The following is a 20487-nucleotide window of genomic DNA, read 5'->3' as shown; positions in this document are numbered from 1 at the left end:
GACCCAAGAAAGCACTCGGCGGGCTGGCGCCCGCCGTCTACGCCAAGCAGCTTGCTGCAAAGGCTATTACCATCAACCCAGGGCTCTAAACCAAACCGCTACTCAAGGCGGGGTAACGTCGTCTGGTCTCCGGTCAGACCGATAGGCACGCCTTCCAGATTTTCACTGATCGGGGGATCGTCACGCAGAAGAACCCCCAGCTTCAGGCTCGGGTGTACGCTCTCGAAGTCGCGGTCACCCTGGAACGCGACCCTGCCCTCCGGAACCCTTCCGGGCACCGCTATGCCGGTAAGCTGGTCATGCCCTACGGTTGGGGTACGGTGCTCACAAACATTACTCGCGCGCAGCTGCAGGCCTCAGGACTAGAGGAAGCACTAGAGCCTGGGCGGGTCATCTGCAGGGACGAAATGCTGGAAAGCGTCACTCCTGAGGCCTTTCAGGCTCGGCTGTGGGGCATGTTCGCCCACCCCTTCCCCTGCAAGCTGACGCTGCCCCAGCTCGACCGTATCCGCTGGCACCTGTTCCCCGAAGTCCGGATCAACACCAGCGTCAATCAGTTCGGTCTATTCGATGAGCCTGGGCAAGGTAACCCGCAAATCCAGATTCCCGACATGGTCAAGGTCATGGATCTCAACCAGGAGCTGCTCGCTCGGTCTATGGGAGATGGCCACCGGGTGATCCATGGGGTTGCAGGCTCCGGCAAGACAATGATCCTGGGCTATCGGTGCATGCACCTGGCCAAGACCCTGGCTAAGCCGATCCTGGTCCTGTGCTTCAACGTTACCTTGGCGGCCCGACTCCGCGAAGTCATCGACGGCCAGGGTCTCACCGCGCAGGTCGTCGTCCATCATTTCCACGACTGGTGCAAGGACATGCTCGGCGCCTTCCATGTCGACAAGCCCAAGTGGAACAAGGACATCAACGCGTATTCGGCTGAGCTGGTTGCCCGGACGATCGCCGGCGTCGACCAGGGCCTGATCCCCAGGGGTCAATACGGCGCGGTCATGATTGACGAGGGCCATGACTTCGAACCAGAGTGGTTCAAGCTGGTGGTCCAGATGGTCGATCCGGAAAGCAATTCCATGCTCGTGCTGTACGACGACGCCCAGGCGATCTATACCAAGCGGGAGCGCCGCAAATTCAGCTTCGCCAGCGTCGGGATCAAGGCCCAGGGACGGACCACGATCCTCAAGCTCAACTACCGAAACACCCTGGAAGTCCTGGCCGTCGCTCGAGCATTTGCCGAAGATTTGCTGAACGAGCGCCCGGAGGATGACGAGGGCATTCCCCTGGTTTCGCCAGAGAGCGCAGGCCGGCGAGGCCCCATGCCAATGCTGGTGCGGGCAACGTCGCCTAAGAGTGAGGCAACCCTGATCGCAGAGCAGGTTCTGGATGCCAGGAACCAAGGACGCTCACTGTCGGATTTGGCAGTCATCTATCGTCGCGATTATCAGCTTGCCAGCATTCAGGAACAGCTAAAGCAGCGCGGGATCGAGTTCAAAACCGCCAATGACCAGGCCAGCAAGCGCGCCTTGTTCACCGGAGAGCCATCGGTGAAGCTGGTGAGCATGCACAGCAGCAAGGGCCTGGAGTTCCACACCGTTTTCATCCCGAACCTTGGCGGACTACCGCTGCCGAAAGAGCCGGAAGAGGATGAGGCACGCCTGCTCTACGTTGCGATGACCCGAGCAACCGACCGCCTGGTGATGACTTACTACACCGACTCCAAGTTTTCGCAGCGCGTAGCGGACTCTGTCCAGACCGTGCAGGCAAAGCTTGCCGCATAGATCACCAACAGAACCGCCTCGTTACTGTTCAGCCGCGCCCGTGCACCTTTAAGATCAGACAGGCGCGGCCAGATTCAAAAAGACCCGACCTTACAAAAGGCCGCCGGATACATAGTCCGCACTTGCGGGGGAGAGACTATGGAAACGCAGTTCGATGACACCACCAACATTTCCGTTGATGGCTCCATGTACTCTCTTGCAGCCATCCAGCGCACGGCCCACCGGTTCACCGGCCAGTTCTGGATCGAGATATCCCGACGGGATGACGGCTTCGCGGTGGCCCTTAAGCCCCGAGCCCAGGCGACGAACACCGACTCCTTAAGGCAGGAGTTTTTTACCGCCCTCTTGGACGAGTCGCTTCGGGAACAGATCCTCGATCAGACCCGCGAGATTCGCGACACTTTGGTCCGAAAGGCCTTCATGGGCGCCCAGCCGGCCCGGCAGGCTGAGAAATAATGACCCTCTTCCGGCCGCGGGAAGCCTTTCAGGGCGAAGCTGGGTACGCCCTGCTCCCCTTCCAGTTCCGGCGCCTGGCTGACGACAGTCCGGTTCTGCTAACCAACGACGCCGGCGAACACCTCTGGCTCGAATCGGATGACTTCCTGGCATTCGCGCAACGCCGCCTGAGCCCTGTCCACCCCTCGTTCTGGGACCTCGAGAGCCGCCACTTCCTGGCTCGGAAAGGACAACCACTACCACTGGAGGCCATGGCGGTACAGCTGCGTTCTCGCAAGGCCTTTCTGTTCCAGGGCCCTGCCCTGCATATCTTCGTGGTCAGCCTGCGCTGCAATCATTCCTGCCGCTACTGCCAGGTCTCCCGAGAGGCCGACGGCCCGGATGCGCACCAGTTCGACATGTCCCTGGCCGATGCGAGCCGCGCCGCTGACCTGGTGCTGGAGGCTCCCGCTCCATCGGTGACGGTCGAGTTCCAGGGCGGAGAGCCCCTCCTGGCCTTTGCCGTGATCCGCCATGTCGTGGAGCACCTGGAAGCGCGCAAAGCAGAGCGTGGCAAGCAGATCAAATACGTCATCACCTCCGTCCTGCACCACCTTGATGAGGACAAGCTGGCCTTCATGGCCGCTCATCACATCGAGTTGTCGACATCCCTGGATGGTCCCGCGGAGATCCACAACCGCAATCGCCCGCTGCCGTCCCGCGACAGCCATGCCCGTACCCTCGCCGGTATTGCCCAGGCCCGGGAAGTACTTGGCCCTCATGCGGTCGCCGCGCTGACCACGATCACCAAAGAGAGCCTGGCTGTCCCGGAAGCCATCATCGACGCCTATCGGAACGCGGGCTTCCATTCCATCTTCCTGCGACCAATCAGCCCCTACGGGTTTGCGGCCCGCTCGAAGCGGACGGACTACTCCGTCGCCGAATTCATGGGGTTCTACCGGCGGGCGCTGGTTCACCTCATCCGGGTCAACCTCGATGGCTATCCCATGGACGAGGCCTATGCCGCGTTACTCCTGCGCAGCATCCTGACACCCTTCGGGCATGGCTATGTGGATTTGAGGTCTCCCGCCGGCGCCGGCTTCGGGGCCTGGGTCTACAACTACGATGGCAGGGTCTACGCGTCGGATGAGTCCCGCATGCTGGCGGCCATGGGAGACGAAACCTTCTGCATGGGCTCGGTCCAGGACAGTTACGAGGCACTTCTGACCTCCCCGGCGATGCAGCTGATCGCCTCGGCCGCCGTGGCGGAATCCATCCCGGGCTGCTCTACCTGTGCTTACCTGCCATTCTGCGGGTCGGATCCGATCGATTCGTATCGCCGTCAGGGTGATGTCATCGGCCACCGCCCCAGCAGTGACTTCTGCCAGCGCCAGACGGCCATGCTCGATCTGCTGTTCGGCATGCTGCGCCGCGGCAATCCAGACGAAATGGCCGTCTTCCAGTCCTGGGTTCGTCGCCAGTCTTTAGCCGCGGACTAGCCCATGGCCCTGCCCCTGGTCCTGAAGACCGAGACTTTCTCGCTGCTGGGGCCCATGACCCTCAAGGCGGTCGATGGCGAGGAGTTCGTGCGGCATGGCTGGCCTCCGGGGCGTTCGGTCCTGCTGCTGGATGCCGTTCCGGAAGACCAGCGCTCAAGTCTCCTCCAGGTGCCTTGGGGAGCCGTTATGAGCTCCAAACCCAGTGAGGTCTCCACTGCCGCACCGGTACTGCGCCATCCCGACCCGCACCAGGGCGTGCGCCCAGGCGACATCATCGAGGTCAACCCAGACCGCCCCATGCTCCGTGTCCTGTATCGCCGAGGCGACAATGGCAACGTCATCTTTGCTACCGAGCGTTGCAACAGCTTCTGCCTGATGTGCTCGCAGCCGCCCAGAGAGGAGGCGGACGAATGGCGGGTTCGGCAAAACATCGAGCTGGTGGACCTCATCGACCGGGACGAGCCGAGTCTGGCGATCACCGGCGGTGAACCGACCCTATTGGGCGAGGGCCTGGTGGACATCATCAGGGCCTGCGGGCGTGCCCTGCCCGACACCGACCTGCAGGTTCTATCGAACGGCAGGGGCTTTGCCGACTCTGATCTGGCCCTTCGCGTTCGAGCGGTGTCCCATCCGAAGCTTCAGTGGAATATCCCCCTGTACGCCGATGTCTCGGCCATACATGACTACGTCGTCCAGTCCGCGAGTGCCTTTGATCAGACGATCCGGGGGCTCTACAAGCTGGCTGAAGCAGGGCAACGCATCGAAATTCGGGTGGTGCTGCACCGCCCTACAGTTGCCCGGCTCGCTGGCTTGGCCCGCTTCATTTACCGCAACCTGAGCTTTGTCAGGCATGTGGCCCTGATGGGGATAGAGCCCATCGGGTTTGCCCGAGCCAACCATGCGGCCCTCTGGATCGACCCGGTGGACTACCAGGGGGAGTTGTCCGAGGCGGTGACCTTCCTGCATGGCAACGGCATCCCGGTTTCGCTCTATAACCTGCCGCTATGCGTCCTCCGCCAAGACCTTCGGGCCTTTGCCGCCCGGAGCATCTCCAACTGGAAGAACGTTTACCTGCCAGCTTGTGGGGCCTGCAGCTTGCAGAAGCGGTGCGCTGGCTTTTTCGCGTCCATCGATAAAAAATGGACCAGCCATGGGGTGACGGCCGTGGTCTCTGAAGGGGAGGCACCATGAGTTCCAGCCTGAAACAGCAGTTGCAGCGCCTAGCAGGGTTGCTGATTCCAACCATGCTGACCGCATTGCCCTCGCAGGCCAGTGCGATGGCGGTTGCTGGGGCTGCCGCCGACCTGGGCTTGGATGGCATCGACCCTTTGATCCTTCAGGATCCGCTAAACCAAGACTCCCAGAACCTGTTCGCCGGCCATCGCTCGCACAGCTCCCACCGGAGTCACAGCAGTCACCGGAGCCATAGCTCCAGCCGTGGCGGTGGATACTCCTACTCTCCGCCGCCGCCCCCTCCTCCGCCGGAGCCCGTAATTGAGCCGGTGCCGGCGGCCCCAGCGAGCAGCTTCTACTCTGCACCCCAAACTCCCGCGGCGACGGCGTTGCCCAAAGCTTCGGCCCCAGCTCGAACTCCTGTTGTCCGCAAGCCGGAAACGGCCCCCAGGAATCCGCCCAAACAGCCAGAGGAGCTGCAACTCCTCATCATGCGCGTACAAGCCGCACTCTTGCGCCTGGGCTATGACCCCGGCGCAATCGACGGCTCCATGACGTCCGCAACCAGCACGGCGCTCTGGGCCTTCCAGACTGACAAGGGACTGGACGCTACAGGCACCATGACGACGGAAACACTCAATGCCCTCGGCGTGAAACTCTAGGCGTCGTTCAACTGCTCTCGGGCAACCCGGCGTCTGACACCCGCTCTCACCATAGGCGAGACAGGCGTTGGCCCGAACCAGGAATTTAGGGTGTGGGGCGGCGCCCCACGGCCAATACCCCCTGAAAAGCACCACTACGATGACACCAGCAACCCTACTCATCAACGGCGCTACGAGTGTCGCCTCGGCAAACTCGAAAATTAACCGACTCAACCACAACTTCACCGCTACGCCCTGTCAGCAACACGATGGCAGCCACCAGGGACGCCTTAACGGGTCAATTCCGAAACGCTTGAAGTTTAATCGTCGGCTCGCCCGCTCTGCCCAAGCTTGGTGGACTTCGCCTGTCTCAGCCGCCTCTCTATTCCCGACTTGGCCGCCCGACGGCAGATCGCAGGCCGTTAATCCACCCCGGTGCCCACCAACGAGACCTAGTCGACGGCTTATGTCTTCGACCAGATCACCCCTGTCCGGGCGTTCGAATGTCTGGCGATTGTCGATGACGCCTGCACGACGCAGTGCCGGTCATTCCTGAGTACAGCATCATCTGCAACCACTTGGTACCCGGCCGTAAGAGCTTGGTCGGATCGGGGAACTCCTGAGGCAGCCGGCTTCCTTACGGCATTGAAGCGGGATTATGCTTCCTTGCGGCACAGTTTCGAGAAGCGAAACTCGTCGTCCTGGGGATAAGACCCCAGCATGACTCGTGGTCTGGCCTTGTCAAAGTCGACAGAGACCTGCCGGGTGCGGAAGGTATAAGCCACTTTACCAAACCATTCTGCAAAGCTCTGATATGGAGCGAGAGTGCCCACTGGAATCGGCACAGAAACAACGCCTCGGCTGGGAGAAAGCACGTCAAACACAAGTATTAGCTGGTACTTCTGTTGCTGATTGGCGGCGGCTCGGTATTCGGGTTTATCTAATGCGAATTTGGTGACATACCGGACGTATGCGGCTTTGCCGGGCTCAAGGACGACCGGATGGAAGCAGTGATCCTGCTGCCAATTCATCGTATTCTCATAGCCCTCGACTGTCTGTCCAAGCATCGATTTCGCGTCGGCGATCACCTCGTGGTATCCGCCGTTGTTGTAAAAGGCCACGCCATACTCCGCAACATCGCCGTCGATGTTCAAGTCGGAAACTTGAATCGCCAGATCATGGCTCTTGGGCCATAACCCCTCGTATAGCGCATTGATCCCGAGGAGTGTTGATGCAGTGGCTGCGTAAACCGCTGCAATTCTCGCACGGCGCTGCTTCTTGAAAGAAGCGTCCTGACGCTCGCGCATCCTCCTGCGGAATTCAGGTATTCTTTTCATTGGTGAGGTGTGTTAAGACTTCGGAACGTACGCCGAGATATTCGCAGCAGCGCAATTCATGCTACATCAAGTGTTCCGCCCATGATCTTTGAGGCAGCAACCTCAAAAAGAATGAGCTAAGCGTCTACGAAAGATTGGGCGATCCACACCAAAGTCGTTGAGCGTCTTGGTCCGGGATAAACCGACAAGGGCTCACCTTTCACCATACCTTAGAATTCCCCACCCGACGGGGGATCGAACATTTCACCCCCCCTGCGGCGCAAGACGCGTTTGACGCTACCGCGTTTGATTCCAGTCCAAAACGAGATTTGAGCGAGCGACCAAACGCCAATGCAACGCCCGTAGTGCACTCTGAGGAGTTGCGGAGCTAGGGGGGCAGATTTGTACTCGGCGCCGGCTCGCATAGCCAGGGGATATACCGACGTCCCGAGCAAAAAAATTAATAAATGCATTAATAACAATGTCTTGCGAAATATCTCTATACGCTTTAGGGCTTTTTGCGGAGTATTTAACAAGTTAGGCGAATTCGTCGTAGGCGCGACGGAGTAAACGTCCGATAATGACCTTTGCCGCAACGCCAGCCTCCTTTGGCTTTCACTGGTAGCGGTCTCATTTATTCCATCTGGCTTTCCATAATGGATTCTCTCGAATCGCTCGACACCGAAGAACTCTTTCGTTTAGCTCTGCTCGATGTCCAAACAGGCCGGCATGACGCCGCCATCATCAAGCTAAAGCAAGTGGTTTTTCGTGAGCCAAAAGATGCCCGCGCCCACTTTATGCTGGCAGCTGAACATGCTGAGTTGGGCTTGTATGACCGCGCCGAAGAAGGCATGCGTCGCGCGATCGATTTGGATGGCAGCCTTCATACCGCTCGATTCCAACTGGGGCTCTTGCAGTACTCGCGGGGAGACGCCACATCCGCCGCTGATACCTGGATTGAGCTTGAGAAGTTGGGTGACCGAGACCCACTGAATCTGTTCAAGAGTGCTCTGGTATACATTCAGGGCGGCTCGTTCGCTCAAGCCATTCAGGAACTGGAGAGCGCGCTCGAGGCGTCCGACGCGAACCCCGCGCTGAAAAATGATATCGCCAAGGTACTGACCAACGTACGTGGCAAGCTGGCGGATGAGCAGGCAGCTCCCGCTGCGACCACCGAAACCGGCGGCTCTGCCGGGGCAGGCCTCTTGCGTCGTTACGGAGACCTGGATTCATAGCGCCAGCCACAACTAGCGAATGAGCGGCATCGACCCAACGCAACGCCTTCTGGCTCAAATCCGGGCGGCCCTTTCTGCTCGGACTGATAAGCAGCGTAGTGCCTCGCCTTCGAGCGCAAAGTCGCCCCCCTCAAAGGCGGAGGGGAAAGACTTCTCGGATCAGCTGTCACACGACATTCGTGCCGCGATAAGAGAAATCCATCTCGACGGAGAGGATGGCAGGCGACGCGGTCGCAAGGCCTTTGTGGAAGTCGTGCTGCTGGATGAGTTTGGCATTGCATTGGCCAACGACCAGCGGTTTCCACAGATTGTAGAGAAGGTGGAAGCAGTGATCGTCGACGAAAACGAGCTGAGAACAGAGCTGGACCGCCTCCTACTGAAGCTTGCTTCGAGATGATTCAACCACGCTCATCAATCTGACCAACAAGCTTCAGGCGCCGACGGATTTCAAGCAAGGCTTTACCGTGAATTTGTGAGATTCTGGCTTTAGTGAGGCGAAGGACCGCACCAATTTCGGAGAAGCTGAGTTCCTTGAAGTAGTGCAACTCGACCACCTTTCTCTGCGACTCGGGCAGCTCGGTCACAACTAGTCTTAGTTGCCCCTGAAGAACGGCAAGCTCATTCACGTCGTACGGTGTGTCGATCCGGTCTGGCGACGACACATACATGCCGCTATCTTCCAGCATGAACCCAATGGCCAATCCCACGGTGACTTCAGCCAGGCGGAGAAGGCTGTCCCCTTCCGATGAGTTTGCCGAGGTGATGGATTCCGCGCGTTCCTTGCCCATCCGGTGCAACCAAGAGTTCTGCGCTCGATACTCAGAGCTCTGTTCCAAGCCGTTTAGAACGGCCCCCTGCACACGCTTTCTGGCGTAGGCCGAAAACGGAACTCCCATACTTGGATCGTACCGATCGACCGACTCGATAAGTCCTACCGTCGCCAATTGAACCAGATCGCGGAGGTCTAAATCTGCGGTGAATGATCGCTCCTGCAGGACACGCGCCGCAACGGCCTTGGCAAGCCAAAGATGGCGAAGCACGAGATCTTCTCGCGCTTGCCGGGACTCTTCGACATCGACACTTCTCAGGCGCTCCCAGAGTGGGGCCTCGTCCGATTGTGTCAATTCAGCGGGTGCCTGATGGTCTTGCATGGAGCTGCCGCAACCTCAGGATGGGACGAAGCTCCGGATCAGGGCGGCCGACAGCAATCCCCATCCATCGATCAGCACGAAAAGCAGAATCTTCAAGGGCAACGAGAACGCCAGTGGCGGAACCATGATCATGCCCAGGGACATCAGCACGCTGGCCACGATGATGTCGATCACCACAAAGGGCAGAAAAATAATGAACCCAATCTCGAAGGCCTTGCGCAACTCACTGATCATGAATGCTGGAATCAACTGCAACAACTTGATTTCGGTTACCTGCGCCGGCGCCTTGGAACCAGACAGCTCGATCATCAGCGCCAAGTCCTTCTCGCGCGTTTGCGCCAGCATGAACTCCCGCAACGGCTTAGATCCCGTCTCCAACAACTCCTTCTCTGCGATCGCGCCATTCATGTAGGGCGTCAGCGCCTGCTGGTCCACCTGCTCCCATACCGGCAGCATGGTAAATATCGTGAGAAACAGAGCCAGGCTGATCAGCACGGTATTGGGCGGCGTCTCCGGCATCCCTAGCGCGTGCCGCAGCATCGCCAGGACGACGATGATGCGGGTAAAGGAGGTCAGCACGATCAGCAACGACGGCACCAGGCTTAGGACCGTCAGCATCAACACCAATCGCAGCGGCGTGCTCAGGGCCTTTCCCGACTGAGTCGTGAAGTCGACCGACCCGCCGGGGAACGTGATGTCCGCGGCGGTGGACAAGCCAGGCAGCACCAGCAGCGCCAGCATTACAGATAACTGCAGCGCAACCCGTAACCATTGGGTATCTGACCTGCGATGGCTCATGCGGAAGGCTCCGCGATCGGATGAATCGCAACCGCTGTACCCGAGCAGACAATGACGTAGGAATGCCCCTTGATGTCGGCCAGCACGATCGAGGTCGACGGTGATACGCGGCGAGTCTCCACGACATTGATCTGCCGCGTCCGGACAAAGCTTCCAGAGGTACTAACCTGGCGAGTCTTCCACCAGCGCACGCCAAAAAACGCCAGCATGCCAAGCAAGCCCAGGTAGCCGAAGATGGTCAGAACCTGCCATCCCGCCACCGAAGGAGCCTCGGCTGCCCCTGGGGCTGCGAACGCCACGTCGCCAATGCTCGCCAGGATCGCAGCGGGCAGCAGTCTTGTCATGTTTGGTAGCACGGAGGAACTCGCCTTGACCCAGCCTTAGAACTTGCCCGGGTCGAGAATTTCGGTAATCCGCAGGCCGAAGCGATCACCGGCCGCCACCAGTTGCCCACGGGCAATCAGATTACCTTCCAGCGTGATGTCCACCGGAGCATCCGTTTCGCGATCCAGAGTCACCACATCCCCTTCGCGCAGGGCGAACAGCGAAGCGATGGTCAATTCAGCGCTGCCCATGCTGGCGCGAACAGTAACCTTGATGTCGCGCACCAAGTCGAGCTGCCTTTCCAACCAGGGCTGACCGCGACCCGCACCTGCCCCCAGTTCCCCCAACTTGAGCGGCTGGATTTCGGGCTGTTCATTAACCTGAGTCATGTGTCCTGCTTCCTGTAATAAAGTGAGCTACTTGCTGAGTTCGACGCTGAGGCGACCGCCTCGGATTCCGGGATAAGCGGAGCCCGCGGGTTTGCCGCCCAAGCGCAGCGTCAACGGTGCTTCGAGCGAGTGATCGAGCATCAGAACATCGCCGACCGCGATCTCGCGCAAGTCCTTAATCGTCAGTGACGTGTCGTTAAGCGTTGCCGACAGCTGCAGCCGCGCCGGCAGTACCGCCGCGGCGCGAGGCCCGAGAGTGGCGGTTGGTGCCAGCGATGACGTAGCAGCCACTACACCCATGCGCTGCAACAAAGTCAGGGGCAGTAGCAGGGCACCGAGGGAGCGATCCCCCATCCGACAGCTGAGCAATGCCGTACCGCTGCCGCGCACCGGCGCCGCCACCCCGCCGGTCGACGGCCGCCACTCGCCGAGGCCGGTAAGTTCGGCCAGATGATCGGCCAGGCACAGCAGGGATAATTCCCGCGCCACCAGATGGTCGGACCCCTGCCCTCCCTGGCCTAGGGCCATGCCCGCCAGGATTCCATCGGCCTCGGCTGGAAGATTTACAGCCGCCTGAAGTCCTTCGCCGCAGTCGATGGCATGGTGCCGGCCGGAGGCGGCCTTCGATTCCCCCGCGTCCACCGCCGACCAAGTCAGCGGCGTGTCAGCGCGCAGGGCCCAGCGGTCAGACCATTTCGCACCGGCCTGCTCAGCCCTGGATTCGAGCTGGCGCAGTTCGGAAGCCTTCAGCAATCGAAAGGGCTTCATCAGCCGCGTCCCGAAACGCTGTTATAGATGTCCTCGATCATTTTGCTGGTGACGTTAAGAACCTGTGAGCTGGCCTGGAAGCCGCGCTGCAGAATCAGGATGTCTGCGAATTCCCGGGCCAGTTCCACGTTTGCGAGTTCCAGGCTGCGCGGCCGAATCGAACCAAACCCGTCCTCATCGGCCATACCCAGGCGGAACTCCGTGCCCTCCGGCGCAATGAACAGGCCGCCGTCGCTGGTCTCAAGTACCTGGGGATCGGAGAAGGTCGCCAGCGCCAGGCGCTGTCCGTCCTCCTTCTGGCCGTTCGAATACTGCAAGGTCACCTTGCCCTTCTCGTCGAAGCTGAAGCTGGACAGGCGGCCCAGGGCGTAGCCGTCACTCTTGGAAACCGTCAGCGACGAGGTTGTCCCAGCGGAGAAGGAGTTCGCGTTCTTGAAGTCCAGGGTCACCTCGGATTCCACCCCCGTGCTGGTCTTCACCTTGAAAGTGAGGGAGGAGAACCCCGTGGTGGGATTCCCCGATCCATCAAAACGGATCTCCTTGTTCGTGCCCAGGAGTTCCAGGCCGGCGGTGTCCTTCACCGATACGGTCCAGGCATTGATGCCATTGCTCGCCGCGCGGGTGAACTCCATTTTCAGCGTCTGCTGCGTGCCAGAGGCGTCAAACACCTTGACCGCATCCAGCGTGAACCGCTGCGCCGCGTCTGTACCGGTGCCGGTCGAAGCCTGCCCCACCGACAGCACACCGCTGAACTCCACCGTCTTCGTAGCCGATGCCGGGTTGGTCTTGTCACTGTCGATGACGACGTTCTGAAGCACGCCGTTGACCAGAGCCTGCACATTGCGCGTGCCGGAGGCGTCCTGGAGATTGCCGTCCTCGTCCAGCTGGAACTGACCATTGCGGGTGTACAGGTAGCGATCACCGTCGTTCAGTACAAAAAAGCCGTCACCGTTTATGGCGACGTGTGTGGCGGTGCCGGTTTCGCGTAACTCACCAGGAGTGAAGCGCCGCCGGGTCCCGCTCACGACCGCACCACCACCCGGCATCTCGGATTCCGCTGCCGGCCGGCTGTCATTTTGTGACCCTTCCGGCGGCGGCAGGCTTTCGAACAGCAAATCGGTGGCCTTGAAGCCGACCGTATTCAGGTTGGCCACGTTGTCGCCGATGATGTCGAGCGCGCGCGAAAAGGCGATCAGGCCGGTAAGGCTCGTATAGGCGCTGGTCAATGCGGTCATGGCTAGACTCCTCTTAGCGAACGATCAGGACTTGGGACGGGCTGACGTCCGGCAGGATGTTGCCGTTGGTCTGGGTGATCGTCAGCAGCGGTTTTCCCGAGCGGTAATTCAATGTCGTGACCTGCCCGATCGCGGAGCCGGATTCGGTCGCGACTTCCACGGTTCGGCCGAGCAGGCCCAGAGCCTGGCCGGAGGCCTGCACACCGAGTAATGCGTCGATGTTCTCGCCCAGAGTGCGCAACTGCTCTACCGAGCTGAACTGGGCGAGCTGCGCCAGGAACTCGCGGTTGTCCACTGGCTCAAGCGGATCCTGGAAATTGAGCTGGGTCAGGAACAGCCGGATGAAATCTTCCTGCGAAACGCCGGAGCGTGTCAGTTCGCCCAACCCTGTTCCTACCGAACCGCCAATCGCATCGACCGCCATGAATCACCTCCGCTACTAATCGCCGCGCCTTGACTCAGGCCTCAGCATTGATGCCGTTGATTTTGAGCTTCGTCAGCCCGATTCCCATTTCCCGAAGCGCTTGCCTCAGGACGTCTACCGTTTCGCGATCAGCACCCAGCGCCCCATCACGGACCGTCAGGTTGAGTTCGCCATCACGCAAACAAGCTGTTAATGCCGTGCGGCTCCACTGACAAAGTGCCGGCTCCAGCGTGGCGCGCGCAGGCGCCCGGCCCGCGGCGCTGCCTTCCGGCACATTCATCAGTCGCACCAAACTGCCAGGTGCAACGAGGGGGCCGCCACCAGCAGCGCCGCCCGATGATGTTGCTATCGGCAGTGATGACCGCATGCTCAGGGTTGGAGCTGGTTCCTCAGCAATGGAGCGCGGTGCGGCCAACGCCCCTGTCACCGGTGGTTCCGCGGCTACCGGGTCAGCGACGTCCGCAGCCTGAGGCACATCGGCTGCCTTACCCGCCAGAGCCGCGAAGTGCACATCGGAATCGAATAGGTCGGCGAAGGCCGAGCGCTCCATGCTCGTGCGAAGACCCGAGGCGGAGTTGGCTGCTCGCGCCACACCACTCCAGGCGACCAGCACATCGTCCAGTCCGTAGTTCATGCCTGCCCCTTCCGCTGCGACCAGAGCTCGTCCATCTCTCGTAGCCACTGCTGATCTTCGAGGCGCTGCTCAGTCTGGCGACGGGTGCTCATGACCTGTTGCAGTGTCTTGTTGCGACGCTCCAAGCCAAAGCACTCGCGAACGGACACATCCAAAGCAGCCTCATCGGCCTCCAGGCGCCTGCCGAGCAGCGCACGGTTATCCAGCGCGACCTGGAAACGGTCAGATTCAGCCCGGAAGTCCTCAGCCTGCAGAGGGCCGTCGGCAGTCAGGCGCCGTCCGACATAGTCCAGGTAGCCGTCCTGACGTTCGCACAGCGCCGTGCTGGCAGTAACCGCCAAGCGCTTCTGCGCAGCCTCGACACGGCGTTCCACCAGCTGCAGCTCATTGAGCCTGTGCAATACCCGCAGGGCCTGCCGCTGCCTCATTTGCGTGTCTCCCCGAGGATCGCCGTAAGCTGCCGCAGGCTGTCCTCGCGGCTGATCGACTCATCGATGCGCTGGGCGAAGAAGCGCTTCAATTCCGGCATCAGGCGGATGGCGCGATCCAGCTCCGGGTTAAGGCCAGGCTTGTAGGCACCATAGTCGACCATATCCTTGGAGTTCTCGTAGGCCTCCCAGATCTGCATGCTGGCGTCCGCCAGACGCACGTCCTCGGGCCGAGACACCTGGCGCGACACGCGGCTGATGCTTTGCGCAAGATCGATCGCGGGATAGCGACCCTGATGTGCCAGGGCCCGCGACAGCACGATGTGGCCGTCCAGGATTGCACGCGCATGATCGGCAACCGGCTCGGACAGGTCGTCGCCCTCGACCAATACGGTGAGAAAGCCGGTGATGGCACCTTTGCCCTCCGTCCCGCAGCCGATACGCTCCAGCAAAGCAGGCAGCACGGCGAAAGCCGAGGGGGTATAGCCACGTACCGTCGGCGGCTCGCCTGCGGCAAGGCCGATTTCGCGCTGCGCCATCGACAGGCGGGTCAGCGAGTCCATCATCAGGGCGACCTTGCGCCCCCTGTCACGGAAATACTCGGCCAGCACCACGGCGCCATAGGCCGCGCGGGTGCGGGCCAGCGCCGGCTGATCGGAAGTAGCGACAATGACCACCGACCTGCGCAGCGCTGTGCCCAGGTGTTCCTCGATGAAGTCCCGAACCTCGCGGCCTCGCTCGCCGATCAGGGCGATGACGTTCACATCGGCGGCACTGTGGCGGGCAATCATGCCCATCAGCGTGCTCTTGCCGACACCGCTGCCGGAAAAGATGCCGATGCGCTGGCCACAACCTACCGTCAGGCAGCCATCGATCATCTTCACGCCGGTCTCGAAGACGTCGCGGATGCGGCTTCGCTGCACCGGGTTGGGTGCCTTGGCGAGCAGGCTCACAGCCTCATTACGGTCGATGGGACCTTTGTCATCAATCGGCATGCCGAAGCCGTCGATCACCCGACCCAGCAGCAGCTCGCCAACCGGCATGGAGGGACTGCGCCCTGAAGCCAACACTTCGCAGCCGGGACGGATGCCGCGCGTGTCTCCATAAGGCATCAACAGAACCGAGGACTGCCGGAAGCCGATCACCTCCGCGTGAATGGGCTGGAAGCCCGGCGCGGCGTAAATCTCGCACAACTCACCGAGGAAGGCGCTGGGGCCTGCCGATTCAATCGTATTGCCCTGGCAGGCGACCACACGACCGGTCCTGGCGACCAGGTCGACGTTGCGCACTGCAGAGGCATACCGATCGAAGAGCATGACTTATTCGCCCGAGCGCCGGGCGTCGAGCAGGGCCTGCTTGAGCCGTTCCATCTGGAACTCCAGGCGGGCGTCGAGGCTGCCGGAGGGCATATCGATCAGGCAGCCGCCAGGGTGCAGCCGCTCGTCGGCCTCGAACTGGATATCGGCTCGCAGGCCGCTGCGGATCGCGGCTATGCCGGCTTCCCCGAGCAGTTCCAGATCAGCGGGTGCGACGCGGATCGCCAGGGTCTTCTGGCCGGCGGCATGCTGGTCGATGACCTCGCGCACGGCCGCCGCAACACCTGCGGAACCCGCCAGAGCACGGCCAAGCAGCCGCGCCAGGGATTCGAACACAATCTCGACAGCGCCATCCTCAAGCCGGCCCACAAAACGGTTGCGTTCTGCTTCCAGCGACTCGGTCAGAGCACGCAGGCGCTGCAGCTCTTCCTTGCGCTGACGCTCGGACTCTACGTCGGCCTTCTGCAAGCCGCGTTCATAGCCCTCCCTTTCGGCGCGCTCCTGGCGGCGAGCCAGGTCCTGGCGCTCGGCCTCGCGCTGGGCTGCGTCCGGGGGCGGTGTCAACGCGGGCGCCAGTTGCGGCACCTGCGCCAAGGCCTCGGCAGCAACACGCGCCTCGACCCGCGGCGCAACGCCCCCAGCTGGAGAAACGTGAACAGATTCGCGCTGCGGCGGGCGACGCTCGGCGCCCTGGCGCGGAGAACGCTCCAGTGACAGCGGCGTCTGGGAAATCCGGGCGGTCTTGATGACTGTGCTCATCGCAGGGCCTCCAGCGGCGCCTCGCGCTCCAGCACTGCGAGCACTGACTCGAGCAGCCGGCGGCGCACCAGCAACGGCCTTTGCCCGCCGGCCGACGCAGCCATGCGCGACGTGGGCAGCAGCGAGCGCAGCGCCGCGCTGTAGCGCCAGGGATGTACCGCAAGGAAGGCTTGCAGCAGCCAGGGGGCGCTGCCCTGCCACAAGGCCATCATGCGCGATTCATCCGCCCGGTCGATCCGATCGATCAGGGGCTGCAGCTCATGAACTTCTTCGGAGGGCGCGGCCTTGCGCTCCGCGAGCGCGGTGGGCGACGAGACGCGAGCAGCCTCACGGCGCCGGGTAGCTCGAGGCAGGCGCAGCACGGCCTGAAGCTCGGAACCGATTCTCTGCTGCTGCGCCGGGTCCAGCTGTGACAGCAGCCAGCGCCGGTCGCCGGCGTGCAATTGTGCCAGTAGCAAGGCCACGGAACGGACGCTGTTCACGGCACGGCTCTCCCGGCTGGCGCATCCATGCGCTCCAGCAGGCCACGGACATCCTTGAGCAGTTGCTCGCGCTCGGTCTGGGACAGCTGCCCCCCGCTGCGCATCCAGGAGTAGACGGCGAGCAGCAATGCCAAGACGGCCAAGACGGTAGCGACCAGCAGAGCGGTCTTCTTCCAGTCGATTACGGTACTTGTGGCCGCCGGCATGGGTTCCAGCTTCTCGGCCATGCGGAGGGTGCGCGCGGCGGCGCCCAACTCCTGCACGGTGATGGAGTCGCCGCGGGACCTCGTATCCAGACCGATGGCATTGGCGATGGTGTCGGCGATGCGCTGGCGCTCCTCGGGCAGGGTACCCACCGGCACGAGCACACCGACCGTCATGCGGCGGATGGCTCCGGCCGTCACGTCGATTTTCTCTTCCTGCCGGCCCACTTCGTACTTCACCTCGGCGGTGGCATTGCGCGGGGCCAGATCGGAGATCTCCTCACCCTCGCCGTCTGCTCCGGGACTACCGCGCAGTGAACGCAGGCCGGTCACCGCACCCGTCACACCCTCCCGCACCGGCAGGACCTCGGAACGCGTCAACTGCTTGCGATCATGATCGACCTCGACATCCACCATCACAGCCGCGGCGCCGACACCGAAACTGCGGTCGAGTACATCCTGAGCCTTGCGGGACAAGTAAGCCTCGTAACTGCGCTTTGCCTCCAGGCGCGCTGCCACGATTCCCCCAGACAGCGGATCGGCTGTGGCGGTCGACAGTGGGGAGCCGAAGTTGTCGTGGATGGCGACACGCTCGGAAACCAGTCCCGGCACGGCCGAGGCGATCAGGTTCTGGATGCCTTGCACGCTGCGTTGACTCAGGGTGGCACCCGGCTTGAGCGACAAGGTCAGCGAAGCCTTTGGCACCTCGTCCTGTCGCTTGAACAGGCTGACCTCGGGGATCACCAGGTGCAAGCGCGCATGGTCGACCTCGTCCAGGGCCATGATCGTGCGGGTCAGCTCCCCCTCCAGTGCACGCTGGTAGTTGATGCGCTGATTGAAGTCGGTCATGCCGAAATCGGACTCATCGAACAGCTCGAATCCGACCGGCTGATTCTGCGGCAGACCACGCTCCATCACATACATCCGCGCCAGGTCCAGGTCCGCCTCATCGACCATCAGGCGACCGTTCTTCTCGTCCAGACGGTAACGGATCTTCTCCAGGGCCAACTGGTTGGCGATGTTGGCAGCATCCTCGGCGCTGAGATTGGACAGCAGGAGACGGTACTGCGGCATCAGCGCCCAGGCCACGGCGGCGGCGAAGAAGACCAGGATCACGCCTACTGCCGAGGCGATCACCAACTGATCGCGCCCAGACCTGCCCGACCACCAGTTCGCCCACGATTTGTTGTCAGAAACCTTGTCCATGGTTTAGATCTGCATCCGCATGACTTCCTGGTACGACTCCAGGAGACGATTTCGGACCTGGACAATCAAGCTCATCGAGAGCTTGGCCTTCTCCAGGTCAAGCATTACCCCGTGCAGGTCCTCGATCTCGCCAGCCGCCAACTGGCGTACCGACTCACCCGCCGCATGGATGCGCTGGTCCGTAGTGGCGATCTGGTCGCTGACAGCCGCGAACAGGGTCGAGGGCTCACGCAGGGGCGCGAGGCTTGCCGCCGGCAGCGTGCCGGTCAGGGCTTCTGTGCCGCTGACCGCGGCGATTGCTTCGATAGCCATCAGCGTTCTCCGATTTCCAGCGCGCGCGTCATCATCGACTTGGCGGCGCTGACGACCTTGACGTTCGCCTCATAGGCGCGCACGGCAGTAATGATCTCGCTCATCTCGACCGCTGGATCGACCGTCGGCATCTCGATGAAGCCGTCCTTGTCCGCATAAGGATGATCCGGCTGGTGCAGGCGGCGCGGGGCCACGTCGGCCTCGATCACTTCGGCGGAGGGCAGCTCCGCCAGATCATCGGCATCCATGTGCTCCGCAAAGCCCGTGCTAAGGGCCGCTGCAGCCGTTGAGACGACGCGCTGCGGACGGTACAGGCTGCCATCCGGTGCCTTCACGGACTGTGCATTGGCCAGGTTAAGTGCAGCCACCTCCAGACGCATGCGCTCCGTGCGCATGCCTGCTGCGCTGACGTCGAGGATTCCCAGATAATCGCTCATCACACTGCTCCGTCAATCGCAATCTTGTTGAGGGCGCCGAGCTTGCCAAGCCCGGTCAACACCGCGTTGTAGTGCAGGGTGTTGGCCAGCAGCTGGTTCATCTCGTCGTCGAGCTGCACGGTCTGACCGCCCTGGACCTCGACCGGAAGGTTCTCCACGAGGCGGCGGAGCTGCTCTCTCACCTCCGCCTGGGAGGCACCTGATTCGATGGAGGCGTTTATCGCCGTCAGTTGGCTTTCAAAATCGAGCCGCTGAGGCTCATACCCGGCCGTCTTGTGGTTGGCGATGTTGGCGGCAATCAGCCGGTGGCGGGCCATACTGAGATCCAGTGAGGCTACCGCCAGGTCGAAGGTCACGCTGCTAAGGGGGTCGCTCATAAAGGGGGCTCCGGAACGCTACTGGATGATGAACTCGGCACGCAGCGCGCCGGCGCGGTGCAAGGCCTGGAAGATGGTGATGACATCACGTGGCGTGGCCGAAATCCGATTCAGGGCCACGGCCAGATCGGTGACCGTCGCCCCAGCTCCGACGCTGACAGTGTGCGAGGACGACTCCGTGGCGGTGATCGTCGTGTCGGGTACTATCGCCGTGCGCACGCCACCTCCGGTGCGGGAAACAAAACCGGGCTGCGACACCAAATAGTCAGTCTCGATGTTCACCCTCAGATCACCATGGGTAATCGAGGCCGCGGCCAGTCTGACGTCGCCCCCGCTCACAATGGTGCCGGTGCGCTCGTTGACCACGACGCGGGCCACCAGATCCGGTACCACGGTAAGCGCCTCGATCCGGCGCAGCACATCGACCATCTGCATCTGCTCATAGTCGGCAAGACGAACCAGGATACGGTCCGGTCCGGCGGCGAGAATGTCCCTGCCCTGGCGCTTGTTCCCGAACTCACCAAGCAAGGCATCAACGATGCGTCCAGCGGTGGTGAAATCCGGCTCCCTCAGGATCAGGTGCAACGTGCCCTCCTCGGTGAGTACCGTGGTGGTCATGCGCTTTTCCACCGTAGCGCCAGCGCTGACCACCCCGACCGTGGGGTGGTTCTTCTGTACCAGGTTGCCGAAAGCGTCGTAACGGAAACCACCGACCGTCACGGGACCTTGTGCGAGCGCATAAATCACGTCGTTAGGTCCCTGCAGCGGTGTCATCAATAGCGTGCCGCCGGCAATGCTGCGGGCGTCCCCCAGCGAGGACACGTTGATATCGAGCGTATCCCCAACGTTGGCGAAGGGTGGCAGCGAGGCGGTGACCAGGACCGCTGCCGTATTGCGGCTGTTGAGCAGGGCCGGGTCGACATTCAGACCCAGGCGATTCAGGGTATTGGCGATGGACTGCGTGGTGGCGCGGCTTCGGCTACTGTCGCCGGTCCCAGCCAGGCCCGTCACCAGACCATAGCCGACGAGCGGATTCGAGCGTGCATTGTCGATCCGCACGAGGTCCTTCAGGCGCACCGGCGCGGAAGTTTCAACTGCCGCGGAGGGGCCGGCGAGCAGCAGGGCGATCAGCGCGGAGAGAGCAAGATATATGCGCAT

25 protein-coding genes are annotated in these 20487 nt (G+C 61.8%); 7 read left to right on the top strand and 18 right to left on the bottom strand.

Annotated elements, in window-relative coordinates:
* Window positions 1-407: 407 nt before the first annotated feature.
* From QT386_RS22280 to hxsA, 5 genes are all read left to right on the top strand, one after another.
* Entirely contained in the window at window positions 408-1787 is a 1380-nt protein-coding gene (locus QT386_RS22280; protein WP_289275954.1) for a DEAD/DEAH box helicase, read from the top strand.
* 138 nt (window positions 1788-1925) lie between these two features.
* The gene (gene hxsD / locus QT386_RS22275; protein ID WP_289275953.1) at window positions 1926-2243 is read left to right on the top strand and encodes a His-Xaa-Ser system protein HxsD; all 318 of its coding nucleotides are present in this window, start codon (window positions 1926-1928) and stop codon (window positions 2241-2243) included.
* Window positions 2243-3721 carry a His-Xaa-Ser system radical SAM maturase HxsB gene (gene hxsB, locus QT386_RS22270; RefSeq protein WP_289275952.1) on the top strand — a complete coding sequence of 493 codons (1479 nt, stop codon included), beginning with the start codon at window positions 2243-2245 and terminating at the stop codon, window positions 3719-3721. The genes hxsD and hxsB overlap by 1 nt, the downstream gene beginning before the upstream one ends.
* Window positions 3722-3724: 3 nt before the next feature.
* Window positions 3725-4912 carry a His-Xaa-Ser system radical SAM maturase HxsC gene (gene hxsC / locus QT386_RS22265; RefSeq protein WP_289275951.1) on the top strand — a complete coding sequence of 396 codons (1188 nt, stop codon included), beginning with the start codon at window positions 3725-3727 and terminating at the stop codon, window positions 4910-4912.
* Window positions 4909-5556: a His-Xaa-Ser repeat protein HxsA gene (hxsA, locus tag QT386_RS22260; RefSeq protein WP_289275950.1), complete on the top strand. Its 648-nt coding sequence runs from the start codon at window positions 4909-4911 to the stop codon at window positions 5554-5556. Before hxsC ends, hxsA begins: the two co-directional genes overlap by 4 nt.
* Before the next feature lie 635 nt (window positions 5557-6191).
* Here hxsA and QT386_RS22255 read toward each other — a convergent pair.
* Window positions 6192-6842 (bottom strand): hypothetical protein, encoded by a 651-nt coding sequence (locus QT386_RS22255; RefSeq protein WP_289275949.1) that lies wholly within the window; start codon window positions 6840-6842, stop codon window positions 6192-6194.
* Between the two features lie 665 nt (window positions 6843-7507).
* Here QT386_RS22255 and QT386_RS22250 point away from each other — a divergent pair.
* Window positions 7508-8086, top strand: a complete 579-nt coding sequence (locus QT386_RS22250; protein ID WP_289275948.1) for a lipopolysaccharide assembly protein LapB — start codon at window positions 7508-7510, stop codon at window positions 8084-8086.
* Window positions 8087-8105: 19 nt separating this feature from the next.
* Window positions 8106-8483, top strand: a complete 378-nt coding sequence (locus tag QT386_RS22245) for a hypothetical protein (RefSeq protein WP_289275947.1) — start codon at window positions 8106-8108, stop codon at window positions 8481-8483.
* Between the two features lies 1 nt (window position 8484).
* Here the strand turns inward: QT386_RS22245 and QT386_RS22240 are convergent, their stop codons facing one another.
* Genes QT386_RS22240 through QT386_RS22160 form a run of 17 tightly spaced genes read right to left on the bottom strand, consistent with a single transcriptional unit; the run spans window position 8485 to window position 20487 of the window.
* Window positions 8485-9237, bottom strand: coding sequence for a sigma-70 family RNA polymerase sigma factor (locus QT386_RS22240; RefSeq protein WP_289275946.1), 753 nt, complete (start codon window positions 9235-9237; stop codon window positions 8485-8487).
* Between the two features lie 15 nt (window positions 9238-9252).
* Entirely contained in the window at window positions 9253-10035 is a 783-nt protein-coding gene (gene fliP / locus QT386_RS22235) for a flagellar type III secretion system pore protein FliP (protein WP_289275945.1), read from the bottom strand.
* Window positions 10032-10379, bottom strand: coding sequence for a hypothetical protein (locus QT386_RS22230; protein WP_289275944.1), 348 nt, complete (start codon window positions 10377-10379; stop codon window positions 10032-10034). The genes fliP and QT386_RS22230 overlap by 4 nt, the downstream gene beginning before the upstream one ends.
* 36 nt (window positions 10380-10415) lie before the next feature.
* The gene (locus tag QT386_RS22225; RefSeq protein ID WP_289275943.1) at window positions 10416-10748 is read right to left on the bottom strand and encodes a FliM/FliN family flagellar motor switch protein; all 333 of its coding nucleotides are present in this window, start codon (window positions 10746-10748) and stop codon (window positions 10416-10418) included.
* 27 nt (window positions 10749-10775) lie between these two features.
* Complete coding sequence (locus QT386_RS22220; protein ID WP_289275942.1) at window positions 10776-11516, bottom strand: FliM/FliN family flagellar motor C-terminal domain-containing protein; 741 nt, start codon at window positions 11514-11516, stop codon at window positions 10776-10778.
* Window positions 11516-12751 (bottom strand): flagellar basal-body rod protein FlgF, encoded by a 1236-nt coding sequence (gene flgF / locus QT386_RS22215; RefSeq protein WP_289275941.1) that lies wholly within the window; start codon window positions 12749-12751, stop codon window positions 11516-11518. Before flgF ends, QT386_RS22220 begins: the two co-directional genes overlap by 1 nt.
* A 13-nt stretch (window positions 12752-12764) precedes the next feature.
* A complete protein-coding gene (locus QT386_RS22210; RefSeq protein WP_289275940.1) occupies window positions 12765-13175 on the bottom strand; it encodes a flagellar hook assembly protein FlgD in 411 nt (136 codons plus the stop codon).
* 34 nt (window positions 13176-13209) lie between these two features.
* Window positions 13210-13809 carry a hypothetical protein gene (locus QT386_RS22205; protein ID WP_289275939.1) on the bottom strand — a complete coding sequence of 200 codons (600 nt, stop codon included), beginning with the start codon at window positions 13807-13809 and terminating at the stop codon, window positions 13210-13212.
* Entirely contained in the window at window positions 13806-14237 is a 432-nt protein-coding gene (locus QT386_RS22200) for a hypothetical protein (RefSeq protein WP_289275938.1), read from the bottom strand. Before QT386_RS22200 ends, QT386_RS22205 begins: the two co-directional genes overlap by 4 nt.
* On the bottom strand, window positions 14234-15553 hold the full coding sequence (locus tag QT386_RS22195; protein WP_289275937.1) for a FliI/YscN family ATPase: 1320 nt from the start codon (window positions 15551-15553) through the stop codon (window positions 14234-14236). Before QT386_RS22195 ends, QT386_RS22200 begins: the two co-directional genes overlap by 4 nt.
* A gap of 3 nt (window positions 15554-15556) precedes the next feature.
* On the bottom strand, window positions 15557-16312 hold the full coding sequence (locus QT386_RS22190; RefSeq protein WP_289275936.1) for a FliH/SctL family protein: 756 nt from the start codon (window positions 16310-16312) through the stop codon (window positions 15557-15559).
* Window positions 16309-16794: a hypothetical protein gene (locus QT386_RS22185; RefSeq protein WP_289275935.1), complete on the bottom strand. Its 486-nt coding sequence runs from the start codon at window positions 16792-16794 to the stop codon at window positions 16309-16311. The genes QT386_RS22190 and QT386_RS22185 overlap by 4 nt, the downstream gene beginning before the upstream one ends.
* Window positions 16791-18203 carry a flagellar basal-body MS-ring/collar protein FliF gene (fliF, locus tag QT386_RS22180; protein WP_289275934.1) on the bottom strand — a complete coding sequence of 471 codons (1413 nt, stop codon included), beginning with the start codon at window positions 18201-18203 and terminating at the stop codon, window positions 16791-16793. The genes QT386_RS22185 and fliF overlap by 4 nt, the downstream gene beginning before the upstream one ends.
* Before the next feature lie 3 nt (window positions 18204-18206).
* Entirely contained in the window at window positions 18207-18515 is a 309-nt protein-coding gene (gene fliE, locus QT386_RS22175) for a flagellar hook-basal body complex protein FliE (RefSeq protein WP_289275933.1), read from the bottom strand.
* Window positions 18515-18952: a flagellar basal body rod protein FlgC gene (gene flgC, locus QT386_RS22170; protein ID WP_289275932.1), complete on the bottom strand. Its 438-nt coding sequence runs from the start codon at window positions 18950-18952 to the stop codon at window positions 18515-18517. The genes fliE and flgC overlap by 1 nt, the downstream gene beginning before the upstream one ends.
* Complete coding sequence (locus QT386_RS22165) at window positions 18952-19329, bottom strand: hypothetical protein (protein WP_289275931.1); 378 nt, start codon at window positions 19327-19329, stop codon at window positions 18952-18954. The genes flgC and QT386_RS22165 overlap by 1 nt, the downstream gene beginning before the upstream one ends.
* Window positions 19330-19347: 18 nt before the next feature.
* Entirely contained in the window at window positions 19348-20487 is a 1140-nt protein-coding gene (locus tag QT386_RS22160; protein WP_289275930.1) for a flagellar basal body P-ring protein FlgI, read from the bottom strand.

This window comes from Solimonas sp. SE-A11, assembly GCF_030345715.1.
In the GTDB taxonomy this organism is placed as follows: Bacteria; Pseudomonadota; Gammaproteobacteria; order Nevskiales; family Nevskiaceae; genus Solimonas_A.
The sequence above is the reverse complement of the archived record's forward strand: the minus strand, read 5'-3'. Positions and strand labels throughout refer to the sequence as shown.

Excerpts from the sequence above, each read along its gene's own strand:
- QT386_RS22280 (WP_289275954.1), top strand. The coding sequence starts at position 408 with ATGCTGGAAAGCGTCACTCCTGAGGCCTTTCAGGCTCGGCTGTGGGGC.
- hxsD (WP_289275953.1), top strand. The coding sequence starts at position 1,926 with ATGGAAACGCAGTTCGATGACACCACCAACATTTCCGTTGATGGCTCC.
- hxsB (WP_289275952.1), top strand. The coding sequence starts at position 2,243 with ATGACCCTCTTCCGGCCGCGGGAAGCCTTTCAGGGCGAAGCTGGGTAC.
- hxsC (WP_289275951.1), top strand. The coding sequence starts at position 3,725 with ATGGCCCTGCCCCTGGTCCTGAAGACCGAGACTTTCTCGCTGCTGGGG.
- hxsA (WP_289275950.1), top strand. The coding sequence starts at position 4,909 with ATGAGTTCCAGCCTGAAACAGCAGTTGCAGCGCCTAGCAGGGTTGCTG.
- QT386_RS22255 (WP_289275949.1), bottom strand. The coding sequence starts at position 6,842 with ATGCGCGAGCGTCAGGACGCTTCTTTCAAGAAGCAGCGCCGTGCGAGA.
- QT386_RS22250 (WP_289275948.1), top strand. The coding sequence starts at position 7,508 with ATGGATTCTCTCGAATCGCTCGACACCGAAGAACTCTTTCGTTTAGCT.
- QT386_RS22245 (WP_289275947.1), top strand. The coding sequence starts at position 8,106 with ATGAGCGGCATCGACCCAACGCAACGCCTTCTGGCTCAAATCCGGGCG.
- QT386_RS22240 (WP_289275946.1), bottom strand. The coding sequence starts at position 9,237 with ATGCAAGACCATCAGGCACCCGCTGAATTGACACAATCGGACGAGGCC.
- fliP (WP_289275945.1), bottom strand. The coding sequence starts at position 10,035 with ATGAGCCATCGCAGGTCAGATACCCAATGGTTACGGGTTGCGCTGCAG.
- QT386_RS22230 (WP_289275944.1), bottom strand. The coding sequence starts at position 10,379 with ATGACAAGACTGCTGCCCGCTGCGATCCTGGCGAGCATTGGCGACGTG.
- QT386_RS22225 (WP_289275943.1), bottom strand. The coding sequence starts at position 10,748 with ATGACTCAGGTTAATGAACAGCCCGAAATCCAGCCGCTCAAGTTGGGG.
- QT386_RS22220 (WP_289275942.1), bottom strand. The coding sequence starts at position 11,516 with ATGAAGCCCTTTCGATTGCTGAAGGCTTCCGAACTGCGCCAGCTCGAA.
- flgF (WP_289275941.1), bottom strand. The coding sequence starts at position 12,751 with ATGACCGCATTGACCAGCGCCTATACGAGCCTTACCGGCCTGATCGCC.
- QT386_RS22210 (WP_289275940.1), bottom strand. The coding sequence starts at position 13,175 with ATGGCGGTCGATGCGATTGGCGGTTCGGTAGGAACAGGGTTGGGCGAA.
- QT386_RS22205 (WP_289275939.1), bottom strand. The coding sequence starts at position 13,809 with ATGAACTACGGACTGGACGATGTGCTGGTCGCCTGGAGTGGTGTGGCG.
- QT386_RS22200 (WP_289275938.1), bottom strand. The coding sequence starts at position 14,237 with ATGAGGCAGCGGCAGGCCCTGCGGGTATTGCACAGGCTCAATGAGCTG.
- QT386_RS22195 (WP_289275937.1), bottom strand. The coding sequence starts at position 15,553 with ATGCTCTTCGATCGGTATGCCTCTGCAGTGCGCAACGTCGACCTGGTC.
- QT386_RS22190 (WP_289275936.1), bottom strand. The coding sequence starts at position 16,312 with ATGAGCACAGTCATCAAGACCGCCCGGATTTCCCAGACGCCGCTGTCA.
- fliF (WP_289275934.1), bottom strand. The coding sequence starts at position 18,203 with ATGGACAAGGTTTCTGACAACAAATCGTGGGCGAACTGGTGGTCGGGC.
- fliE (WP_289275933.1), bottom strand. The coding sequence starts at position 18,515 with ATGGCTATCGAAGCAATCGCCGCGGTCAGCGGCACAGAAGCCCTGACC.
- flgC (WP_289275932.1), bottom strand. The coding sequence starts at position 18,952 with ATGAGCGATTATCTGGGAATCCTCGACGTCAGCGCAGCAGGCATGCGC.
- QT386_RS22165 (WP_289275931.1), bottom strand. The coding sequence starts at position 19,329 with ATGAGCGACCCCCTTAGCAGCGTGACCTTCGACCTGGCGGTAGCCTCA.
- QT386_RS22160 (WP_289275930.1), bottom strand. The coding sequence starts at position 20,487 with ATGCGCATATATCTTGCTCTCTCCGCGCTGATCGCCCTGCTGCTCGCC.